20 protein-coding genes are annotated in these 18005 nt (G+C 75.1%); 9 read left to right on the top strand and 11 right to left on the bottom strand.

Going from position 1 to position 18005, the window contains the following annotated elements:
• Window positions 1-44: 44 nt before the first annotated feature.
• Both rpmI and infC read right to left on the bottom strand, forming a co-directional pair.
• Window positions 45-239, bottom strand: a complete 195-nt coding sequence (gene rpmI, locus ACZ402_RS15230) for a 50S ribosomal protein L35 (RefSeq protein WP_047233980.1) — start codon at window positions 237-239, stop codon at window positions 45-47.
• 109 nt (window positions 240-348) lie between these two features.
• On the bottom strand, window positions 349-1353 hold the full coding sequence (gene infC, locus ACZ402_RS15225) for a translation initiation factor IF-3 (RefSeq protein ID WP_375824528.1): 1005 nt from the start codon (window positions 1351-1353) through the stop codon (window positions 349-351).
• Between the two features lie 427 nt (window positions 1354-1780).
• Here infC and ACZ402_RS15220 point away from each other — a divergent pair, with 427 nt between their 5' ends.
• The 6 genes from ACZ402_RS15220 (at window position 1781) to ACZ402_RS15195 (ending at window position 6555) form a co-directional block, all read left to right on the top strand.
• A complete protein-coding gene (locus tag ACZ402_RS15220) occupies window positions 1781-2245 on the top strand; it encodes a Fur family transcriptional regulator (protein ID WP_237842471.1) in 465 nt (154 codons plus the stop codon).
• 115 nt (window positions 2246-2360) lie between these two features.
• Window positions 2361-3875 carry a catalase gene (locus ACZ402_RS15215; RefSeq protein WP_375824501.1) on the top strand — a complete coding sequence of 505 codons (1515 nt, stop codon included), beginning with the start codon at window positions 2361-2363 and terminating at the stop codon, window positions 3873-3875.
• A gap of 145 nt (window positions 3876-4020) precedes the next feature.
• Window positions 4021-4392: a DUF1844 domain-containing protein gene (locus ACZ402_RS15210; RefSeq protein ID WP_375824500.1), complete on the top strand. Its 372-nt coding sequence runs from the start codon at window positions 4021-4023 to the stop codon at window positions 4390-4392.
• Window positions 4389-5150 (top strand): hypothetical protein, encoded by a 762-nt coding sequence (locus ACZ402_RS15205; protein WP_375824499.1) that lies wholly within the window; start codon window positions 4389-4391, stop codon window positions 5148-5150. Before ACZ402_RS15210 ends, ACZ402_RS15205 begins: the two co-directional genes overlap by 4 nt.
• Window positions 5147-5932 (top strand): S1C family serine protease, encoded by a 786-nt coding sequence (locus tag ACZ402_RS15200; RefSeq protein ID WP_375824498.1) that lies wholly within the window; start codon window positions 5147-5149, stop codon window positions 5930-5932. Before ACZ402_RS15205 ends, ACZ402_RS15200 begins: the two co-directional genes overlap by 4 nt.
• A gap of 101 nt (window positions 5933-6033) precedes the next feature.
• Window positions 6034-6555 carry a hypothetical protein gene (locus tag ACZ402_RS15195; RefSeq protein ID WP_375824497.1) on the top strand — a complete coding sequence of 174 codons (522 nt, stop codon included), beginning with the start codon at window positions 6034-6036 and terminating at the stop codon, window positions 6553-6555.
• Between the two features lie 10 nt (window positions 6556-6565).
• Here the strand turns inward: ACZ402_RS15195 and ACZ402_RS15190 are convergent, their stop codons facing one another.
• The 7 genes from ACZ402_RS15190 to ACZ402_RS15160 all read right to left on the bottom strand — a co-directional run bounded on the left by ACZ402_RS15190 (window position 6566) and on the right by ACZ402_RS15160 (window position 11756).
• Window positions 6566-7306 carry an SseB family protein gene (locus tag ACZ402_RS15190; protein ID WP_375824496.1) on the bottom strand — a complete coding sequence of 247 codons (741 nt, stop codon included), beginning with the start codon at window positions 7304-7306 and terminating at the stop codon, window positions 6566-6568.
• The gene (gene priA / locus ACZ402_RS15185) at window positions 7303-8034 is read right to left on the bottom strand and encodes a bifunctional 1-(5-phosphoribosyl)-5-((5-phosphoribosylamino)methylideneamino)imidazole-4-carboxamide isomerase/phosphoribosylanthranilate isomerase PriA (RefSeq protein ID WP_087472915.1); all 732 of its coding nucleotides are present in this window, start codon (window positions 8032-8034) and stop codon (window positions 7303-7305) included. Before priA ends, ACZ402_RS15190 begins: the two co-directional genes overlap by 4 nt.
• A gap of 83 nt (window positions 8035-8117) precedes the next feature.
• Complete coding sequence (hisH, locus tag ACZ402_RS15180) at window positions 8118-8795, bottom strand: imidazole glycerol phosphate synthase subunit HisH (RefSeq protein ID WP_375824495.1); 678 nt, start codon at window positions 8793-8795, stop codon at window positions 8118-8120.
• Window positions 8792-9304 carry a hypothetical protein gene (locus ACZ402_RS15175; RefSeq protein WP_375824494.1) on the bottom strand — a complete coding sequence of 171 codons (513 nt, stop codon included), beginning with the start codon at window positions 9302-9304 and terminating at the stop codon, window positions 8792-8794. Before ACZ402_RS15175 ends, hisH begins: the two co-directional genes overlap by 4 nt.
• A complete protein-coding gene (gene hisB / locus ACZ402_RS15170; RefSeq protein ID WP_021482124.1) occupies window positions 9301-9900 on the bottom strand; it encodes an imidazoleglycerol-phosphate dehydratase HisB in 600 nt (199 codons plus the stop codon). The genes ACZ402_RS15175 and hisB overlap by 4 nt, the downstream gene beginning before the upstream one ends.
• Window positions 9897-11060 (bottom strand): histidinol-phosphate transaminase, encoded by a 1164-nt coding sequence (locus ACZ402_RS15165; protein ID WP_375824493.1) that lies wholly within the window; start codon window positions 11058-11060, stop codon window positions 9897-9899. The genes hisB and ACZ402_RS15165 overlap by 4 nt, the downstream gene beginning before the upstream one ends.
• Before the next feature lie 135 nt (window positions 11061-11195).
• Complete coding sequence (locus ACZ402_RS15160) at window positions 11196-11756, bottom strand: Rieske (2Fe-2S) protein (RefSeq protein WP_375824492.1); 561 nt, start codon at window positions 11754-11756, stop codon at window positions 11196-11198.
• A 148-nt stretch (window positions 11757-11904) separates the two neighbouring features.
• Here ACZ402_RS15160 and ACZ402_RS15155 point away from each other — a divergent pair, with 148 nt between their 5' ends.
• The 3 genes from ACZ402_RS15155 to ACZ402_RS15145 all read left to right on the top strand — a co-directional run bounded on the left by ACZ402_RS15155 (window position 11905) and on the right by ACZ402_RS15145 (window position 16094).
• Window positions 11905-12336 (top strand): hypothetical protein, encoded by a 432-nt coding sequence (locus tag ACZ402_RS15155; protein ID WP_375824491.1) that lies wholly within the window; start codon window positions 11905-11907, stop codon window positions 12334-12336.
• A gap of 118 nt (window positions 12337-12454) precedes the next feature.
• On the top strand, window positions 12455-13486 hold the full coding sequence (gene adhP / locus ACZ402_RS15150) for an alcohol dehydrogenase AdhP (protein WP_375824490.1): 1032 nt from the start codon (window positions 12455-12457) through the stop codon (window positions 13484-13486).
• A 343-nt stretch (window positions 13487-13829) separates the two neighbouring features.
• Entirely contained in the window at window positions 13830-16094 is a 2265-nt protein-coding gene (locus ACZ402_RS15145; protein WP_375824527.1) for a RecQ family ATP-dependent DNA helicase, read from the top strand.
• A 15-nt stretch (window positions 16095-16109) separates the two neighbouring features.
• Here the strand turns inward: ACZ402_RS15145 and ACZ402_RS15140 are convergent, their stop codons facing one another.
• Both ACZ402_RS15140 and hisD read right to left on the bottom strand, forming a co-directional pair.
• Window positions 16110-16589 (bottom strand): GNAT family N-acetyltransferase, encoded by a 480-nt coding sequence (locus ACZ402_RS15140; protein ID WP_375824488.1) that lies wholly within the window; start codon window positions 16587-16589, stop codon window positions 16110-16112.
• The gene (gene hisD, locus ACZ402_RS15135; RefSeq protein ID WP_375824487.1) at window positions 16586-17911 is read right to left on the bottom strand and encodes a histidinol dehydrogenase; all 1326 of its coding nucleotides are present in this window, start codon (window positions 17909-17911) and stop codon (window positions 16586-16588) included. Before hisD ends, ACZ402_RS15140 begins: the two co-directional genes overlap by 4 nt.
• Window positions 17912-18005 lie beyond the last annotated feature (94 nt).

Genomic DNA, 18005 nt, shown 5'->3' with positions numbered 1-18005 from the left:
CTCAGGGGTGAGCCGGTCGGTGGCGGGTCCCGCCACCTGCCGGGTCACTTGCCGAGCAGCTTCTTGATGGTCTTGACGTCGGCGGGCGAGACCACCTGGTCCTGGGCGAGGCGGCGCTTGCGCTTGGTGGCCTTGTGCTCGAGCAGGTGTCGAGCGTTGGCCTGCTCGCGCATGACCTTGCCGGTACCCGTGATGCGGAAGCGCTTCTTGGCACCCGAGTGCGTCTTGTTCTTCGGCATGACTGCCGTCTCTCCTTGTGTCCGGTCAGCCGCCTCGCGGCGGCCGACGTGTTCGGGTCCTGGCCGGTGGGCCCGGACCCCGAGCAGGGTCGGTCTGTGCTGCCGGTCGTCAGCCGGCCTTGCCTCGCGGTGCCGGCTTGGGCGCCGGGCGCGGAGCGCTCGGCTTGGGCGCGGCAGGCTTGGGGGCCGCCGGCTTGGCACCGGTCGCCGGCGCGGACGGCGCCGCCGGTGCCGGACGGGGGGCGGCCGGGCGCGGCGCGGCGGGCTTCGAGTCCGCGGCCGGTCGGGCCGCAGGACGCGGTGCCGCGGCCGGACGCGGCGCGGGCGCCGATCGCGGTGCGGCAGCCTTCGGCGCGGGAGCAGCCTTCGGGGCGGGAGCAGCCTTCGGGGCGGGAGCAGCCTTCGGGGCGGGTGCGGCCTTCGGGGCGGGCGCCTCGGCGACCGGAGCCTCGGCGGGGACAGCCTCCTCGGCCGGGGCCGGGGCGGCCTCGACCGCGGGGGCCTCGGTGCTCTCGGTGACCTCGACGGCCTCGGGCGCGTCGAGGTCCTCGACCTCCGTGCCGTCGCCGGTGCGCGCCGCGGCACGCTGGGCGGACTTCGTCAGCCGGGGCTCGGCCTCCTGCGCCCGCTTGCGCTGCTCGCTCTTGGCGTCGGCCTTCTTCTTCACCGGGCCGAGCACCATGGTCATGTTGCGGCCGTCCTGCTTCGGCATCGACTCCACGAAGCCGAGCTCCGCGACGTCGTCCGCGAGGCGCTGGAGCAGGCGCACGCCCATCTCGGGGCGGGACTGCTCGCGGCCACGGAACATGATCATGACCTTGACCTTGTCGCCGGCGGCGAGGAAGCGCTCGACGTGGCCCTTCTTGGTGCCGTAGTCGTGCGGGTCGATCTTCAGGCGGAAGCGGATCTCCTTGAGGACCGTGTTCGCCTGGTTGCGCCGCGCCTCACGCGCCTTCATGTCGGACTCGTACTTGAACTTGCCGAAGTCCATGAGCTTGGCGACGGGGGGCCGGGCGTCCGGGGCGACCTCGACGAGGTCGAGGTCCGCGTCCTGGGCAAGGCTCAGGGCAACCTCGGTGCGGACGACGCCGACCTGCTCCCCGCCGGGACCGATGAGTCGGACCTCGGGGACGCGGATCCGATCGTTGATGCGAGGCTCGCTGATGTGATGCTCCTAGGAAGTCGTCGGTAGACCACCCGGGACGAAGAAGGCCTCCGTCCCTGAGCGCAGGGCGGAGGCCATCAGGTCGGGACGTCGCACCGGGCGACGACCACGTCGGAACGCCCCCGAAGGGTGCGTCCCGGACCAGGACCCGGCCTCTGTCGCGACGTTCGTCGGCGGTCGAGACCCGGGTGGGATGAGATCCACTTGCGCACTCGCACCCCTCCCGTCGCCCGAAACCGGACGAGGGGACGCGCACGAGTCGGTCAGCCATCAAGGATAGCAGAGGCGGCCGGACCTTCGCACCCGGCCGCAGGGCCGAACTCCGGATCGCCTCCATCATTGGAACTCTTCCAGTTTACGTGGTTAGAGTGGTGCCATGACGACAGGAGCGACGCCCGGCGCGGGGACGACCCTCGACGACGGGCCACGACGCGCCCGCCACGAGGGCGAGCTGCGCGAGCACGGCCTGCGCGTCACCGCGGCCCGGCTGGCGGTGCTCGACGCGGTCGAGCTCCAGCAGCACGCCGACGCCGACGACGTCCTGCGGGCCGCGCGCGCGTCCCTCGGCTCCGTCTCGGTCCAGGCGGTCTACGACGTCCTGCACACGCTCACCGACAAGGGCCTGGTCCGCCGGATCGAGCCCGCGGGCCACCCGGCACGCTACGAGCGCCGCCTCGGCGACAACCACCACCACGTGGTGTGCCGCGGGTGCGGCGCCGTCGCCGACGTCGACTGCACCGTCGGCCACGCCCCCTGCCTGACCCCCAGCAGCACGTCGGGGTTCCAGATCGACACCGCCGAGGTGACGTTCTGGGGCCTCTGCCCCGACTGCGCGGACTGACCACCCCCGACCCGCTTCCCGTACCTCGCGCACCGGGAGCGCGCCCGTTTTCTCACGAAGATCCCGGTATGAGAACACCAGACGGGCCGCGACCGCGGCCCACGGAAGGAGACCCATGACCGCCCCCTTCACCACCACGAACGCCGGCGCGCCCGTCGCCTCGGACGCCCACGCGCAGACCGTCGGCGCCGACGGGCCGATCGTCCTGCACGACCACTACCTCGTCGAGAAGCTCGCCCAGTTCAACCGCGAGCGCGTCCCCGAGCGCGTCGTGCACGCCAAGGGCGGCGGCGCCTTCGGGACGTTCACGGTGACGAACGACGTCAGCACCTTCACGCGCGCTGCCCTCTTCCAGCCCGGCACGACCACCGAGATGCTCGCGCGCTTCTCCTCCGTCGCGGGCGAGCAGGGCTCCCCCGACACGTGGCGCGACCCGCGCGGCTTCGCGCTGAAGTTCTACACGACCGAGGGCAACTACGACCTCGTCGGCAACAACACGCCCGTGTTCTTCCTGCGCGACGGCATCAAGTTCCCCGACTTCATCCGCTCGCAGAAGCGCCTGCCCGGCTCGAACCTGCGCGACAACGACATGCAGTGGGACTTCTGGACCCTGTCCCCCGAGTCCGCGCACCAGGTGACCTGGCTCATGGGCGACCGCGGGCTGCCGTCGAGCTGGCGCCACATGGACGGGTTCGGCTCGCACACCTACCAGTGGATCAACGCGGCCGGCGAGCGGTTCTGGGTCAAGTACCACTTCAAGACGGCGCAGGGCATCGACAACCTCTCGGCCGACGAGGCGTCGCAGCTCGCCGGGTCGGACTCCGACCACCACATCCGCGACCTCTACGACCACATCGACGCGGGCGACTTCCCCCGCTGGACGCTCTCGGTCCAGGTCATGCCCTACGAGGACGCGAAGACCTACCGGTTCAACCCGTTCGACCTGACCAAGGTGTGGCCGCACGCGGACTACCCGCTGGTCGAGGTGGGCGTGATGGAGCTGAACCGCAACCCCGAGAACTACTTCGCGCAGATCGAGCAGGCGACGTTCGCGCCGAGCAACTTCGTCCCCGGCATCGCGACGAGCCCGGACAAGATGCTGCTCGCGCGCATCTTCTCCTACGCCGACGCGCACCGGTACCGCGTGGGCACCAACCATGCCCAGCTCCCCGTCAACGCGCCGCACGCCGCGAGCGAGGGCGGCCACTCGTACGCGAAGGACGGCGCGATGCGCTACTCCTTCTCCTCCGCGACGACGCCCGTCTACGCGCCCAACAGCCAGGGCGGCGCGCACGCCGACCCGGCGCGCGCCGCGGAGTCGGCCGGCTGGGAGGCCGACGGCGAGCTCACGCGCTCCGCCGCGACGCTGCACCCGGAGGACGACGACTTCGGCCAGGCGGGCACGCTCTACCGCGAGGTGTTCGACGACGCGGCGCGCGACCGCTTCCTCGCGACGATCACGGGGCACGTGGGCGCCGTCCGCAGCGACGAGATCCGCGAGCGCGCGATCGCGTACTGGACGAACGTCGACGCGGGCCTCGGGGGTGCGCTGCGCGTCGCGCTCGCCGCCACCGGCGCGCCCGTCGAGGGCGGCCAGCCCGGCACCGCGGCGGAGCCGGTCCGCGTCTGACCCCGCACACGAGATAGCGATCCCCTGCCGAGATAGCGACGTACCGATCCGGTACGTCGCTATCTCGGCGGCAGGTCGCTATCTCGGCGACACCGGGAGACGGGTCGCGTTCGGGGTGGGCGGCACGGCACGACAGGATGGAAAGATGGTCGCCATGAGTACCGAGAACGCCGCCGTGCCCGACCCTGCCACCGACGCGGTGCGCGACATCGCCGACGTCGCCGCCGTGGAGGTCATCACGTCCGCGGCCGTCCACCTCATGAGCGCCGCGGCCGTCAAGTGCGGGCTCGCCGAGGACGCGCAGGAGCAGGGCCACCTCGACCTCGACGAGGCGCGCAAGCTCATCAACGCGCTCGCGGCGCTCCTCACGGCGAGCGCTCCCGACATCGGCAACCAGCACGCCCGCTCGCTCCGTGACGGCCTGCGCTCGCTCCAGCTCGCGTTCCGCGAGGCGTCGGTCTACCCCGACGCCCCGGGCGAGGGTCCGGGCGAGAAGTACACGGGTGCCGTGAGTTGAGCACGCCCCCGGTGCCGCCGCCGCACGGCGGGTCCCCCGAGCCGCCGCAGGCTCGGCCATCGTCACCGCCCGCGCCCGCGAGCGTGCCGCGCGGGACGACGCTCCCGGTCCCGGCCGCGCCGTCGCCGACCGGCGGGCCGCCGTCGTTCGCGCCGGCGTCCGCGGCACCGATCACGACGACGAGCGCGACGACGACCGGGACGCCGGGCGCGACACCGCCCGGCGGGGACGGGACGTCCGCGCCCCGGCGCCGTCGTGGTGCGGTGGTCGCGATCGTGGTGCTGTCCCTCCTCCTCGCGGCCGCGCTGGGGGTAGGCGCCTACCTGTGGGTCACCACGACGCGGTGGCAGGAGTCGAGCGCGGACTGGGAGGGCGAGGCCCGCGGCCTGGGCGAGGACGTCGCCCGGCTCCAGACCGAGCTCGACGGCGCGAACGCGGAGCTCGAGTCCGCGCGCACCCAGCTCACCGCCGCGCAGGACCGCATCAGCGACCTCGCCAACGAGAAGGCGCAGCTCGGCGACGAGAACGAGGCGTCGCAGCAGTACCTCGACTACCAGAGCCGGGTCTCGGAGGCGGCGGGCAAGGTCGCGGCCGCGCTCGGCCAGTGCACGACGGCGCAGACGCAGCTCATCGGCTACCTCAACAACCGCGACGCGTACGACCCCGCGGACCTCGAGCGCTTCGCCGACCAGGTCGACCTGCTGTGCCAGGAGGCCACGGACGCGAACACGCAGCTCCAGCAGGAGCTCGCCGGATGACCCGCCACCGACCCGGGCCGGCCGCCAGGGCCGACGGGCGCTCCGTCCGCCGGCGCGTCGTCGGGTCGCTCGTCCCGGTGTCCCTGCTCGTCGGCTCGCTCGCGGCGTGCGGCGTCCTGCCGGACCTCCCCGCGCCCGTGCCGGACTCGGTCGTGCCGTCGCTCGTCGCTCCCGACGACCCCGCGGGCTCCGAGAACCTCTCGGCGGACGGCTTCGACGCCGTCCGGCGCATGGCCGTACGCATCCGCAACGTGCGCTGCGACGGGCTGTCGACCGGCTCGGGGTTCGCCGTCGACTCCCGGACGCTCATCACCAACAAGCACGTCGTCGACTCGTCGCGCTCGCTGCAGCTCCTCACCTACGACGGCCGCGACATCGCGGCCCAGACCGCGAGCGTGGCCGGACTCGCGGACCTCGCGATCGTCCGGACGGCGGAGGACCTCCCGTCGGCCCCGACCCTCGCCGCGGCCGACCCGGCGCCGGGCGACCCGGTGACGGTCGTGGGCTACCCCGAGGGCGGCCGGCTCACGGTGACGCAGGGCTCGGTCATCGGGACGACGACGGACCCGTTGCACGAGAACCTCGGCGAGGTGCTCGTCACCGACGCCCCGGTCGAGCCCGGGAGCTCCGGCTCCGCGGCGCTCAACGACGCCGGCGAGGTGATCGGCGTCGTCTACGCGAAGACGTCGACCGACAAGTCGCTGCTCGTCCCGGTGAGCACGCTCCAGACGATGCTCGGCGACGAGTCGGCGTTCACGGCCCTCCCGGAGTGCGACGCCTGACCACCCCTGCAAGGAGCCCGTCGCGGCGGTGCGGCGGGCCGGCACGACCCGCCGCACCGCACCCCGCGCGCACCCGGGACCGCAGGTCTACCCTTCCTGCCATGAGCACACACGCGAGCTCGGACACGTCCCCGGTCGACCCGGCGCACATCACCCACGCAGCACGCGACACGCTCACCGTGCGTCGCGTCTTCGGAGAGTCCTACGAGCGCGACGGCACGCTCGTCATCCCCGTCGCGACCGTCTGGGGCGGCACCGGCTCGGGCTGGGGCTCCGGCGCGGGCGAGCTGTCCGGCAAGGGGGCTGCCGACTGGCGTCGCCGCGTCGGGGCCGCGTCCACGCCGGCGGAGGGCGAGGAGGCCGCGACGCCGAGCACGGGCGTGTCGCCCGACCCCGGGTCCGGCAACGCCGGCGGCGAGGCGGGCGGCGAGGGCTCGGGAGGCGGGGGCGGCTTCGGGGTCCGTGTCATCGCCAAGGGCGTCTACGTCGTCGACGACGCGGGCGTGCGCTGGCAGCCCGCGCTCGACCTCAACCGCGTGATCCTCGGCGGGCAGGCCCTCGGCGCCGTCGTCGCGTTCTCGGCCGCGCTCGCGTGGGGCCTGAGCCGCCTGCGCCGTCGCTGACCCGCGGGCGTCAGTCCGCCCGGCCGACCCGCAGCTCGAGGCCGTCCACGCGCTCGGACACGACGGCGTCGTTTGCGAGCGCGCCGTTGACCTGCCCGAGCACGGCGTCGAGGCCCGCCCGGTCCAGCCCGGCGTCGATGCGCAGCACGACGGCGACCTCCGCGCGCCGCCCGGGCTCCGCCCACGCCCGCGCGACGTGCGGGATCCCGGCGAGCGCGCCCTGGACCGCCGCGAGCACCTCGGGGTCCACCGCGCCGTCGACGACGGCCGGCGACCAGTCCTTGCCCTGGGCGAGCGCCCACACGGCCGGGCGGGGCACGAGCGCGGTCACGGGCCCGCCCGGGTCGAGGACGAGCAGCGACCAGTCCTCGCTCACGGCGGACAGCGCCGCGCGGCGCGCGTCCACGGGGACGGGGCGCGCGGTCGCGCGCCACGCCGCCATCGCCGCCACGGACGTGAACACGGGGAGCGCGCGGCGCCCGTCCGGCGCCTCGATCGCGACGACGCCGGCCGAGGCCTCCTTGTCGACGGTGTGCCCGTGCTCGCCCTCGCCCGCGCTCTCGAGCTCGGCCAGGATCGGGACGAGGACGCGCGTCTCGCCGAGCCGCGCGACGACCTCGGCCAACGAGCCCGTGCCCGCGGCGTAGGCGTCGAGCAGCGCGGCCAGCGCCGGGTCGGCCGACCCGTCGTCGCCCGCGAAGCCGGAGGACGGCGGCAGCGCCTTCCCCGCGGGCTCCGGGCCCGTCGTCACGGCCGGCCCGCGACGTCGAGCGCCTGGGGCAGCGTGAACGCGCCCGCGTAGAGCGCCTTGCCCACGATCGCGCCCTCGACGCCCGCGGGGACGAGCGCGCGCAGCGCCTCGAGGTCGGCGAGGCTGGAGATGCCGCCCGACGCGACGACCGGCGCCTCCGTGCGCGCCGCGACGTCGCGCAGGAGGTCGATGTTCGGCCCGCGCAGCGTGCCGTCCTTGGTCACGTCCGTGACGACGTAGCGCGCGCACCCGGCGGCCTCGAGGCGGTCGAGGACCTCCCACAGGTCGCCGCCCTCCTGCGTCCATCCGCGCGCGGCGAGCGTGGTGCCGCGCACGTCGAGGCCGACGGCGATCGCGTCGCCGTGCTCGGCGATGACCTTCGCCGTCCACTCGGGGTTCTCGAGCGCCGCGGTGCCGAGGTTGACGCGGCGCGCGCCCGTGGCGAGCGCACGCTCGAGCGACGCGTCGTCGCGGATCCCGCCGGAGAGCTCGACCTGGACGTCGAGGCGCGCGACGACGTCGGCGAGCAGCTCCGCGTTGGAGCCGCGGCCGAACGCGGCGTCGAGGTCCACGAGGTGGATCCACTCCGCACCGCCCGACTGCCAGTCGAGCGCGGCGGCGAGCGGGTCGCCGTACGAGGTCTCGGAGCCGGCCTCGCCCTGGACGAGGCGGACGGCCTGGCCGTCGGCGACGTCGACGGCGGGGAGCAGCACGAGGCGGTCGGTCACGGGGTTCTCCATCGGTGTCGGTGGCGCGTCGCTGTCGCGCCGGGTGGTGCGCGCCGGGCGAGGTGCACCGGGCGCGCGGTCGGTCAGAGCGAGCGGACCCAGTTCTCGAGCAGGGTCGCACCCGCGTCGCCGGACTTCTCGGGGTGGAACTGCGTGGCGGACAACGGCCCGTTCTCCACGGCGGCGACGAACCGCCCCCCGTGGTCGGACCACGTGACGAGCGGGCGCCGGATCGGCGAGTCCGCGGGCAGGTCCTGGCCCGTCGTGAACGACCGGGCGGCGTAGGAGTGGACGAAGTAGAAGCGCTCGTCCTCGACGCCGCGGAACAGCACGCTGCCCGCGGGCACGTCGACCGTGTCCCAGCCCATGTGGGGGACGACCTCTGCCTCGAGGCGGTCGACGAGACCGGCCCACTCCCCCAGCCCGTCGGTCAGGGTGCCGTGCTCGTCGCCCTGGTCGAACATGACCTGCATGCCCACGCAGATGCCGAGCACGGGCCGCCCGCCGGCGAGCCGCCGTCCGACGATCTCGTCGCCGCGGACGCCGCGCAGGCCCGCCATGACCGCGGCGAACGCACCGACGCCGGGGACGACGAGCCCGTCGGCGTCCTGGGCCGCGGCGCGGTCCGCGGTGAGCTCGACGTCCGCGCCGACGCGCTCGAGCGCGCGCACGGCCGAGCGGACGTTGCCGAACCCGTAGTCGAGCACGACGACGGACGGGCGCCGCGCGCCCGACGCCCCGCCGGCGACCTGCTCGCTCATGCGCCGCTCTTCCGGGCCCGGCGCGCGGCGGACGTGAGCAGCCGCATCGCCTTCCAGCGCGAGATGGACGAGCTCGCGACGACGCCGTCCTGGTCGGCGAGCGTCGTCGTGCCGGTGAGCAGGTCCTCGAGCGACTCGGGCGCGCCGCCGAGCACGAGGCCCGGGGCCAGCTGGTCGCCCGGGGCGCCGTCGGCCCAGCGCGTCATCGTGAGCTGCTCGCCGCTGCGCGCGACGAGCACGAGCGGCACGCCCTTGACCAGGGTGGTCAGCGCGGCGGCGGCGTGCGCGGGCGCGTCGCCCGCCGTGTCGCGGAGCACCGCGACGGCGCCCACGTCGGTCGGCACGACGTCGGCCTCGACCTGCGCGAGCGAGCACGCCGCGGCGAGCGGCTCGGCTCCGGCGATCTGCGTGATGAGCGCGACGAGGTCGGGTGCCGCCGGACCCGTGAGGGACGAGAGGTCGTCCGGGATCTCGACGCCGTCCAGCGCGTCGTCGTCGTGCGTGCTCACAGGGCCCCCTTGGTGGACGGGACGCCCTCGACGCGCGGGTCGGGAGCGACCGCGGCGCGCAGCGCCCGAGCGAGCGCCTTGAACTGCGCCTCGACGATGTGGTGCGGGTCGCGGCCCGCGAGGACGCGCACGTGGATGCAGATGCCCGCGTGGTGCGCGATCGACTCGAGCACGTGGCGCGTGAGCGACCCCGTGAAGTGCCCGCCGATGAGGTGGTACTCCTGCCCCTCCGGCTCGCCCGAGTGCACCAGGTAGGGGCGCCCGGACACGTCCACGACCGCGAGCGCGAGCGCCTCGTCGAGGGGCACGGTGGCGTCGCCGAAGCGGCCGATGCCGACCTTGTCCCCGAGCGCGACGCGCAGCGCCTCGCCGATCGTGATCGCCACGTCCTCGACGGTGTGGTGCGCGTCGATGTGCGTGTCGCCCGTCGCGACGACCTTGAGGTCGATGAGCGAGTGCTTGCCCAGCGCCGTGAGCATGTGGTCGTAGAACGGGACGGTCGTCGAGATCTCCGTCCGTCCCGTGCCGTCGAGGTCGAGCTCGACGAGCACGCTCGACTCGGACGTCGCGCGCTCGATGCGCGCGGTGCGCTTCACAGTCCTGCCACCTCCACGAGGGCCTGTCGGAAGGCCCGCATCTCCTCGCCGGTGCCGATCGACACCCGCAGCCAGCCGTCGGGACCAGTCTCCCGGATGAGCACGCCCCGCTCCAACAACGCCGCCCAGACCGCGTGCCGGTCGTCGAACGTGCCGAACAGGACGAAGTTCGCGTCGGACTCCGCGACCGCGAGCGCGCGCCCGTCCGGGTGCCGGAGCGAGCGCAGCCACGCGACGGTCTCGTCGCGGCGCTCGCGCAACGCGGAGACCTGCGCGAGCAGCTCCGCCGAGTGCGCCAGGGCCGCGCGGGCGACCGCCTGGGTCACGGCCGACAGGTGGTACGGGAGCCGGACGACGCGCAGCGCGTCGACGAGCTCGCGCGACGCCGCGAGGTACCCCACGCGGGCGCCCGCGAGCGCGAACGCCTTGGACATCGTGCGCGTCACGGCGAGGTTCGGGTAGCGGTCGAGCAGCTCGAGCGCCGACGGCGTGCCGGCACGTCGGAACTCCCCGTACGCCTCGTCCACGACGACGACGGCCGGCGCCTCGCGACCGTCGGCGAGCGGGACGCGGACCGCGAGCGCCGCCTCGCACACCGCCTCGACGGTCGCCGCGGGCAGCGCGGTCCCGGTCGGGTTGTTGGGGCTCGCGAGCAGGACGACCGAGGGCTGCTCGCGCGCGATCACCTCGCGCGCGTGCTCCGGGTCGAGCGTGAAGTCCTCGGCCCGACGCCCGACGACCCACGCCGTGTGGGTGTCGCGCGCGTACTCCGGGTACATCGAGTACGTGGGCGCGAACGACACCGCGGTGCGGCCCGGGCCGCCGAACGCCTGCAGCACGTGGAGCATGATCTCGTTCGACCCGTTGGCCGCCCAGAGCTGCTCGGCGCCCAGCACGACGCCGGACTCCGTGCCCAGGTACGCCGCGAGGTCGGCACGCAGCCCGAGGAAGTCGCGGTCGGGGTAGCGGTTGAGCCCGGCGGCGGCGTCGCGCACGGCCTGGGCGATCGTCGCGACGACGGCCTCGCTCGGCGCGTGCGGGTTCTCGTTGACGTTGAGCAGGACCGGGACGTCGAGCTGGGGCGCGCCGTACGGCTCGACGCCGGCGAGCTCGGGGCGCAGCGGGAGCAGGGGCCGTCCCGCGACGGAGGGTGGGGTCACCCGGACAGTCTACGAACCGTGCGCCCACCGACGTCCGTGACGTCCGGCACGCGGGCAGCGACGCTGGTCGTGGGCGGGCTCGCGCTGACCTCGCGCTGACCTCGCGCCCGACGCGCGCGGTCCCCGGCCGCCGTGTCAGGCCGACGTGACCTCGCCGCCGTCGACCGTCACGGGCACCTCGGGCAGCGGCGACGGCGCCGGTCCGCCCAGCACGGCACCCGTCGCGAGGTCGTAGCGGGACGCGTGGCACGGGCACAGGAGCTCGCCGTCCCCGGGCCCGACCGTGCAGCCCTGATGGGTGCAGATCGCGCTGAAGGCCGCGAACGTGCCCTCCTCGGGCTGCGTGACGAGGAGCGGGGCGCCCGCGACGGTGACCGCGAGCGCCCCGCCGACCGGGACGTCGTCGGTGCTCGCGAGCGCCTGTCCGGGCTCGACGACGGCCTCGCCCCCGCCGGAGCCGCCGTCGCCGCTCGTCCCCCCGCTCCGCGTCCCCGACGGCTCGCCGCCGCACGCGGCGAGGAGGGCGAGCGCGGCGCCCGCTCCGGACCCGGCGAGGACGACGCGCCGCGTCGGCGTCGCCGCGTGGGGGACACGCGGCAGCGGGGCGGAATCCCGGTCCGGGCCACGGGCCGGAGCCCTCGTGCCCCGGTCGGGTCCGGCGCCGGGCGCGACGTCTGCGCGGTGCGGTGCGTCCATGTCCGGCCTCCCTGCACGGTGCCTGCACGGACGGACCCCTCGACCCGCCCCGGCCGCCCGGCGCGCGCGACGCCGCCGTCGGCGGTTCCATTGAAGCACCGGGGTGCGCGAGCCGCGCCCCGACCGCCCCCGAGCGGAGGAGACGACGATGTCCGTGACCACGGGGCCGCCGACCCCGCCCGTGCGGGAAGGCCACGCGCTCGGCGCGTGGGTCCTGCGCGGCCTGACCGCGGCCGGGCTGCTTCTCTCCGCGGACGTCCACCTCGTCCTGTTCGTCGAGGGCTACCGCGACATCGCCGTGGTCGGCCCGCTCTTCGCGCTCAACGCCGTCGCGGGGGTCGTCCTCGGCCTCCTGGTGCTCGTGTGGCGGCACTGGCTCCCGCTCCTCGGCGCGGTCGGCTTCGGGGCGCTGACCCTCGCCGCGTTCTACCTGTCGACGACCGTGGGGTTCTTCGGCGTGAACGAGACCGTGGGCGGGACGCAGCAGGTGCTCGCCGCGGTGAGCGAGTGGGTCGTCGTGGCCGCCGGGACGCTCGCGCTCGTCGTGGAGGGGCGAAGGTCACGAGCCGCCCGGTCGTGAGTCACGCGTCGCACCGCTCGTCGCGACGACCGGTACCCGCGCGCGTAGCGTCGAGGACGAGGCAGGACCGCCGGCACGGTCCGGCCGCCACTCTCCCCGAGGATCCGAGGTGATCGTCATGCCCACCATGCGTGCCGCCGTCGTCCACTCCTTCACGGACCCGCTGAGCGTCGACGAGGTCGAGGTCCCGTCGCCCGGACCCCACGAGGCGCTCGTCCGGGTCGACTACACCGGCGTCTGCCACACGGACCTGCACGCCGCGCACGGCGACTGGCCGGTCAAGCCCGTTCCCCCGTTCGTGCCCGGCCACGAGGGCGTCGGGACGGTCGTCGCGGTCGGCGACCAGGTGACGCGCGTCCGGGTCGGCGACACGGTCGGCAACGCCTGGCTCTGGAGCGCGTGCGGCGAGTGCGAGTACTGCGAGACCGGCTGGGAGACGCTGTGCCCGAACCAGAAGAACGGCGGCTACTCGGTCGACGGCTCGTTCGGCCAGTACATGCTCGTCGACTCGCGGTACTGCCCGGTGGTCCCGGACGGGGTCGAGCCGTCCGCCGTCGGGCCGATCCTGTGCGCGGGCGTCACCGTCTACAAGGGGCTCAAGGTCACGGACACCCAGCCCGGCGAGTGGGTGCTCGTCTCCGGCATCGGCGGGCTCGGGCACATCGCGGTGCAGTACGCCGTGGCGATGGGCCGCCGCGTCGCCGCGGTGGACGTGGACGACGAGAAGCTCGCCCTCGCGCGCAAGCACGGGGCGGAGGTCACCGTCAACGCGGCCACGTCGCCCGACGCCGCGGCCGAGATCCAGGACCTGACCGGCGGCGGCGTCCACGGCGCGCTCGTGACCGCCGTCAACGCGCACGCGTTCCCCCAGGCGGTCGGCGCGCTGCGCCGCGGCGGCACGGTCTCGCTCGTCGGCCTCCCGCCGGAGAAGTTCCCGCTCGACATCTTCACGACCGTGCTCTTCGGGCTGACCGTCCGCGGCTCGATCGTCGGGACGCGCAAGGACATGGCGGAGGCGCTCGACTTCTTCGCGCGCGGGAAGATCAGCCCGACGTACACGGTGCGCCCGCTCGACGACGTCAACGCGATCTTCGCCGAGATGGAGGAGGGCAGGATCGACGGTCGCGTGGTCATGGACATGCGCTCCTGACGCCCTGCGCGATCGACCCGCACGGCCCGCGACCCCGTCCCCGGGGTCCGCGGGCCGCTGCCTGTGCACGACGACCCGAGGGTCGGCGGGTGCGCCTACGATCGTGCGGGTGAGCCCCACCGACCCGTACGCCGACCTGCCCTTCGACCCGGCCGACGCGCCGCCGCTCGACGAGCCCGCCGACCCGTACGGCGACCCTTGGGCGTCAGCCGCGCCGAGGGGGCCCGGACCGGACGCGGCACCCGAGCCGCGCGCGGAGGCGGCGGACGGCTCCGCCCTACCGGCCGGCGCGCCCTCCCCCGCGCCCGACGGCGGGGAGGCCGCCAAGCGGGCCAAGCTCGCCATGCTGCGCGGCCTGCTCGACGGGCAGTCGCTGCGCGAGGACGCCGAGACCGCGCTGCGCGCGCTCGTGGGGCGCGAGGACGCGGCGCTGCGCGAGGACCAGTGGCGCGCGATCGAGGCCCTCGTGGCGTTCCGGCGCCGTGCGCTCGTCGTGCAGCGCACCGGGTGGGGCAAGTCCGCCGTGTACTTCGTGGCCACGCGCCTGCTGCGCGACCGCGGAGCCGGGCCGACCGTCATCGTCTCCCCGCTCCTGGCGCTCATGCGCGACCAGATCTCGGCCGCCGCGCGGGCGGGCATCAAGGCCGTCACCATCAACTCCGCCAACGTCACCGAGTGGGACGACGTGCACCGGGCCATCGCGGACGGTGAGGTCGACGTGCTGCTGTGCTCGCCGGAGCGGCTCAACAACCCCGGCTTCCGCGACGAGGTGCTCCCCCGGCTCGCGGCCGACGCGGGCCTCGTCGTCATCGACGAGGCGCACTGCATCTCCGACTGGGGGCACGACTTCCGGCCCGACTACCGCCGCATCCGTACGCTCCTCGCCGACCTGCCGCCCGGCATCCCCGTGCTCGCGACGACGGCGACCGCGAACGCGCGCGTGACCGCGGACGTTGCGGAGCAGCTCGGCGTGACCGCGGCGCACGCGTCCGGCGCGGCCGCCGGAGCCGGCGAGGCGGGCCACGAGGACGTGCTCGTCCTGCGCGGCGGGCTGGACCGCGAGTCCCTCCACCTCGCCGTCCTGCGCCTGCCGGACCAGCCCACGCGCGTCGCGTGGCTCGTCGAGGCGCTGCAGGACGTCGACGGCTCGGGCATCGTCTACTGCCTCACCGTCTCCGCGGCCGAGCAGGTCGCGAGCCAGCTGCGCGCGGCGGGGCTCGCCGTCGCCTCGTACACCGGCCAGACCGACCCGGCCGAGCGCGAGCGCCTGGAGGAGGACCTCAAGGAGAACCGGGTCAAGGCGCTCGTCGCGACCTCGGCGCTCGGGATGGGCTTCGACAAGCCCGACCTGGCGTTCGTCGTGCACCTCGGCGCGCCGAGCTCCCCCATCGCCTACTACCAGCAGGTCGGGCGCGCGGGCCGTGGCGTGGACTCGGCCGTCGTCGTGCTGCTGCCCGGCGAGGAGGACCGGCGCATCTGGGAGTGGTTCGCCTCGACCGCGTTCCCGCCGCAGGCCCAGGTCCGCACGACGCTCGACGCCCTGAGCACGGGCGGGACCCAGTCGGTCGCCCAGCTCGAGACGCAGGTCGACCTCAAGCGCTCGCGTCTCGAGGGCATGCTCAAGGTGCTCGACGTCGACGGCGCCGTCCGGCGCGTCAAGGGCGGCTGGGAGGCAACGGGGCGGCCGTGGACGTACGACGCGGAGCGGTACGAGCGCGTCGACGCCACGCGCACCGCGGAGCAGCAGGCGATGCTCGACTACGAGGCGACCGACGGGTGCCGCATGGCGTTCCTGCGCGCCGCGCTCGACGACCCGGAGCTCGAGGACGGGTGGCGCTGCGGGCGCTGCGACACGTGCGGTGGCGTGACGCTGCCCGCGCTCCCGGACGCGGAGGCGGTCGCCGCGGCGCGCGCCGACATGGACCGGCCCGGCGTCGAGGTCGTCGCGCGCCGTCAGTGGCCGAGCGGCATGGACCGCCTGGGCCTCGACCTGCGCGGGCGCCTCGGCGCGGACGAGCTCGCGGAGACCGGGCGGGCCGTCGCGCGGCTCGACGGGCTGGGCTGGTCGGCGCCGCTGCGCGAGCTCTTCGCCCCCGCGACGCCCGACGGCGACACGCCCGTCGCGCTCCGGCGCGCGGCCGCGCGGGTGCTCGACGACTGGGCCGAGCTCTACGAGGCCGCCACTGCGCCGGAGGCGGAGACCGGGCCCGGCGAGGGAGCCGAACCCGGCGCCACGGCTCCCGCCGGACGTCGGCTCCTCGTGGACGGCGTCGTCGCGGTCCGCTCGGCGACGCGACCGCGGCTCACGTTCCACCTCGCGAACGGGCTCGCGAGCTACCTCGGCAAGCCGCTCATCGGCGCCGTCGGGCCGGTCCCGGGCCGCGAGGAGCCGGGCCGGCACGACGTGAACTCCGCGACCCGGCTCGCGGGGGTCGCCGGCCGCCTGCAGCTCGAGCTGTCGGACGCCGCGCGGGCGGGACTCGCCGGCCGCCGCGTGCTCCTCGTCGACGACTACACCGAGTCGGGCTGGACCCTCACGGTCGCGGCACGCCTGCTGCGCCAGGCCGGCGCGGCGGCCGTGCACCCGTTCGTCCTCGGCGTGCGCTGAGGCGGCGAGAGCGCGTCACCACCGCAGGCGCAGCTCGGTGTACGTCGTGTCGACGAAGCCCAGCGCGCGGTACAGGGACTCGCCGTCGGGCGTGGCGTGCAGGGAGACCGAGTCCGCGCCGCTCTCGCGCGCCCAGTCGAGGGCCGCGACGACGCACGCGCGCGCGTAGCCCTGACCCCTCGCCCCCGGCACGGTGCAGACGTTCGACAGGTGCGCCGTCGTGCCGTGCGGGTTCCGTGCCGACGGCGCCGACCGGTGCAGCTCGACGAGGGCGCACGCCGCGACCTGGCCGGGCGCGTCGACGACGAAGGCGACGACGTCGTCCGAGCCGAGCATCCGGGTGAACCACTCCCTGGCCCGGTGCTGCCAGGAACGGTCGTCGGCCTCCGCCTCCCCCATCGCGCGCATGAGGTGCACGCGCAGGGCGACGAGGTCGGCGGCGTCGCGCGGGACCGCGCGCCGCACCGGCACGCGGTCCTCGCGCGCGGCGGTCACAGGAACCGTGCCCGCACCGCCTCGCCGTGGGCCGGGAGGTCCTCGTCGTTCGCGACGGCGACGATCCGGTCCGCCAGCTCCTCCAGGGCGTCACGGTCGTACTCGACGACCTGGACCGCCTTGACGTAGCTGTGCACCCCGAGGCCGCTCGAGAAGTGCGCGCAGCCGCCTGTCGGCAGCACGTGGTTGGACCCGGCCATGTAGTCGCCGAGCGAGACGGGCGACCAGGGGCCGACGAAGATCGCACCCGCGCTCGTGACCCGCTCCGCCAGCGCTGCCGCGCCGTCCGCCTGGATCTCGAGGTGCTCCGCGCCGTACGCGTCGACCACCTGCAAGCCGTGCTCGAGGTCGTCGACGAGCACGACCGCGGACTGCGGACCGGCGAGGGCCTGCGCGACGCGCGCCGCGTGCTTCGTGGCGCTCACGAGGTCCGCGAGGCGCGCCTCGACCGCGGCGGCGAGCTCGACGGAGGGCGTGACGAGGACGGCCGCCGCCAGCGGGTCGTGCTCCGCCTGGCTGATGAGGTCGGCCGCCACGTGCCCCGGGTCGGCGGAGCCGTCCGCGAGGATCGCGATCTCCGTGGGGCCCGCCTCCGCGTCGATGCCGACGACGCCCCGGACGAGCCGCTTGGCCGCGGCCACGAACACGTTGCCGGGGCCCGTCACGACGTCGACCGGCTCGCACAGCACGTCCCCGTCCTGCGGCTCGCTGCCCGCGGCGCCGTAGGCGAACATCGCGACCGCCTGCGCACCGCCCACCGCGTAGACCTCGTCGACGCCGAGCAGCGCGCACGCCGCGAGGATCGTCGGGTGCGGCAGGCCGTCGTTCTCCTTCTGCGGCGGCGACGCGACCGCGAGGCTGCGGACGCCCGCCTCCTGCGCCGCGACGACGTTCATCACCACGGAGGACGGGTAGACCGCGAGGCCGCCGGGCGCGTAGAGCCCGACGCGTCGCACCGGCACCCAGCGCTGGCGGACCTGCGCCCCGGGCGCGATCTCGACCGTGAAGTCCTGCGGACGCTGCGCGGCGTGCACGAGCCGCACGCGACGGATCGCCTCCTCCAGGCCCGACCGGACGGCCGGGTCGAGGGCGGCGAGCGCGTCGGCGAGCGCGTCGGCCGGGACGCGCAGGTGCACGGGGCGCACGCCGTCGAACCGCTCGGCGTACTCGCGCAGCGCGTCCGCGCCGCGCGCCCGGACCGCCTCGATGATCGGGGCGACCCGATGCGCCGCGTCCTCGACGCCGAGCTCTGCGCGCGGCAGGGTCTCGACGAGCTCGCGGGCGGACAGGGAACGTCCTCGAAGATCGATGCGGGTGATCATGGGTCGAGTCTAGGAGCCCGTGCGCCGCCGCGACGAGGCGTTTCGTCCACCGGTCGTCCGGGGCGGACCACGTCACACCGTGTCGTGGCGGGGC

The sequence above is a fragment of the Cellulosimicrobium sp. NPDC030954 genome, assembly GCF_055571305.1.
Note: the sequence above shows the minus strand (reverse complement) of the source record. Positions and strands in the feature narration are given on the sequence as shown.

Bases quoted from the DNA above. Each gene is read 5' to 3' on its own strand.
- hisD (WP_375824487.1), bottom strand. From the start codon at position 17,911: ATGATCACCCGCATCGATCTTCGAGGACGTTCCCTGTCCGCCCGCGAG.
- adhP (WP_375824490.1), top strand. From the start codon at position 12,455: ATGCCCACCATGCGTGCCGCCGTCGTCCACTCCTTCACGGACCCGCTG.
- hisH (WP_375824495.1), bottom strand. From the start codon at position 8,795: ATGAGCGAGCAGGTCGCCGGCGGGGCGTCGGGCGCGCGGCGCCCGTCC.
- ACZ402_RS15160 (WP_375824492.1), bottom strand. From the start codon at position 11,756: ATGGACGCACCGCACCGCGCAGACGTCGCGCCCGGCGCCGGACCCGAC.
- ACZ402_RS15195 (WP_375824497.1), top strand. From the start codon at position 6,034: ATGAGCACACACGCGAGCTCGGACACGTCCCCGGTCGACCCGGCGCAC.
- rpmI (WP_047233980.1), bottom strand. From the start codon at position 239: ATGCCGAAGAACAAGACGCACTCGGGTGCCAAGAAGCGCTTCCGCATC.
- ACZ402_RS15155 (WP_375824491.1), top strand. From the start codon at position 11,905: ATGTCCGTGACCACGGGGCCGCCGACCCCGCCCGTGCGGGAAGGCCAC.
- ACZ402_RS15215 (WP_375824501.1), top strand. From the start codon at position 2,361: ATGACCGCCCCCTTCACCACCACGAACGCCGGCGCGCCCGTCGCCTCG.
- ACZ402_RS15200 (WP_375824498.1), top strand. From the start codon at position 5,147: ATGACCCGCCACCGACCCGGGCCGGCCGCCAGGGCCGACGGGCGCTCC.
- ACZ402_RS15145 (WP_375824527.1), top strand. From the start codon at position 13,830: ATGCTGCGCGGCCTGCTCGACGGGCAGTCGCTGCGCGAGGACGCCGAG.
- ACZ402_RS15220 (WP_237842471.1), top strand. From the start codon at position 1,781: ATGACGACAGGAGCGACGCCCGGCGCGGGGACGACCCTCGACGACGGG.
- ACZ402_RS15210 (WP_375824500.1), top strand. From the start codon at position 4,021: ATGGTCGCCATGAGTACCGAGAACGCCGCCGTGCCCGACCCTGCCACC.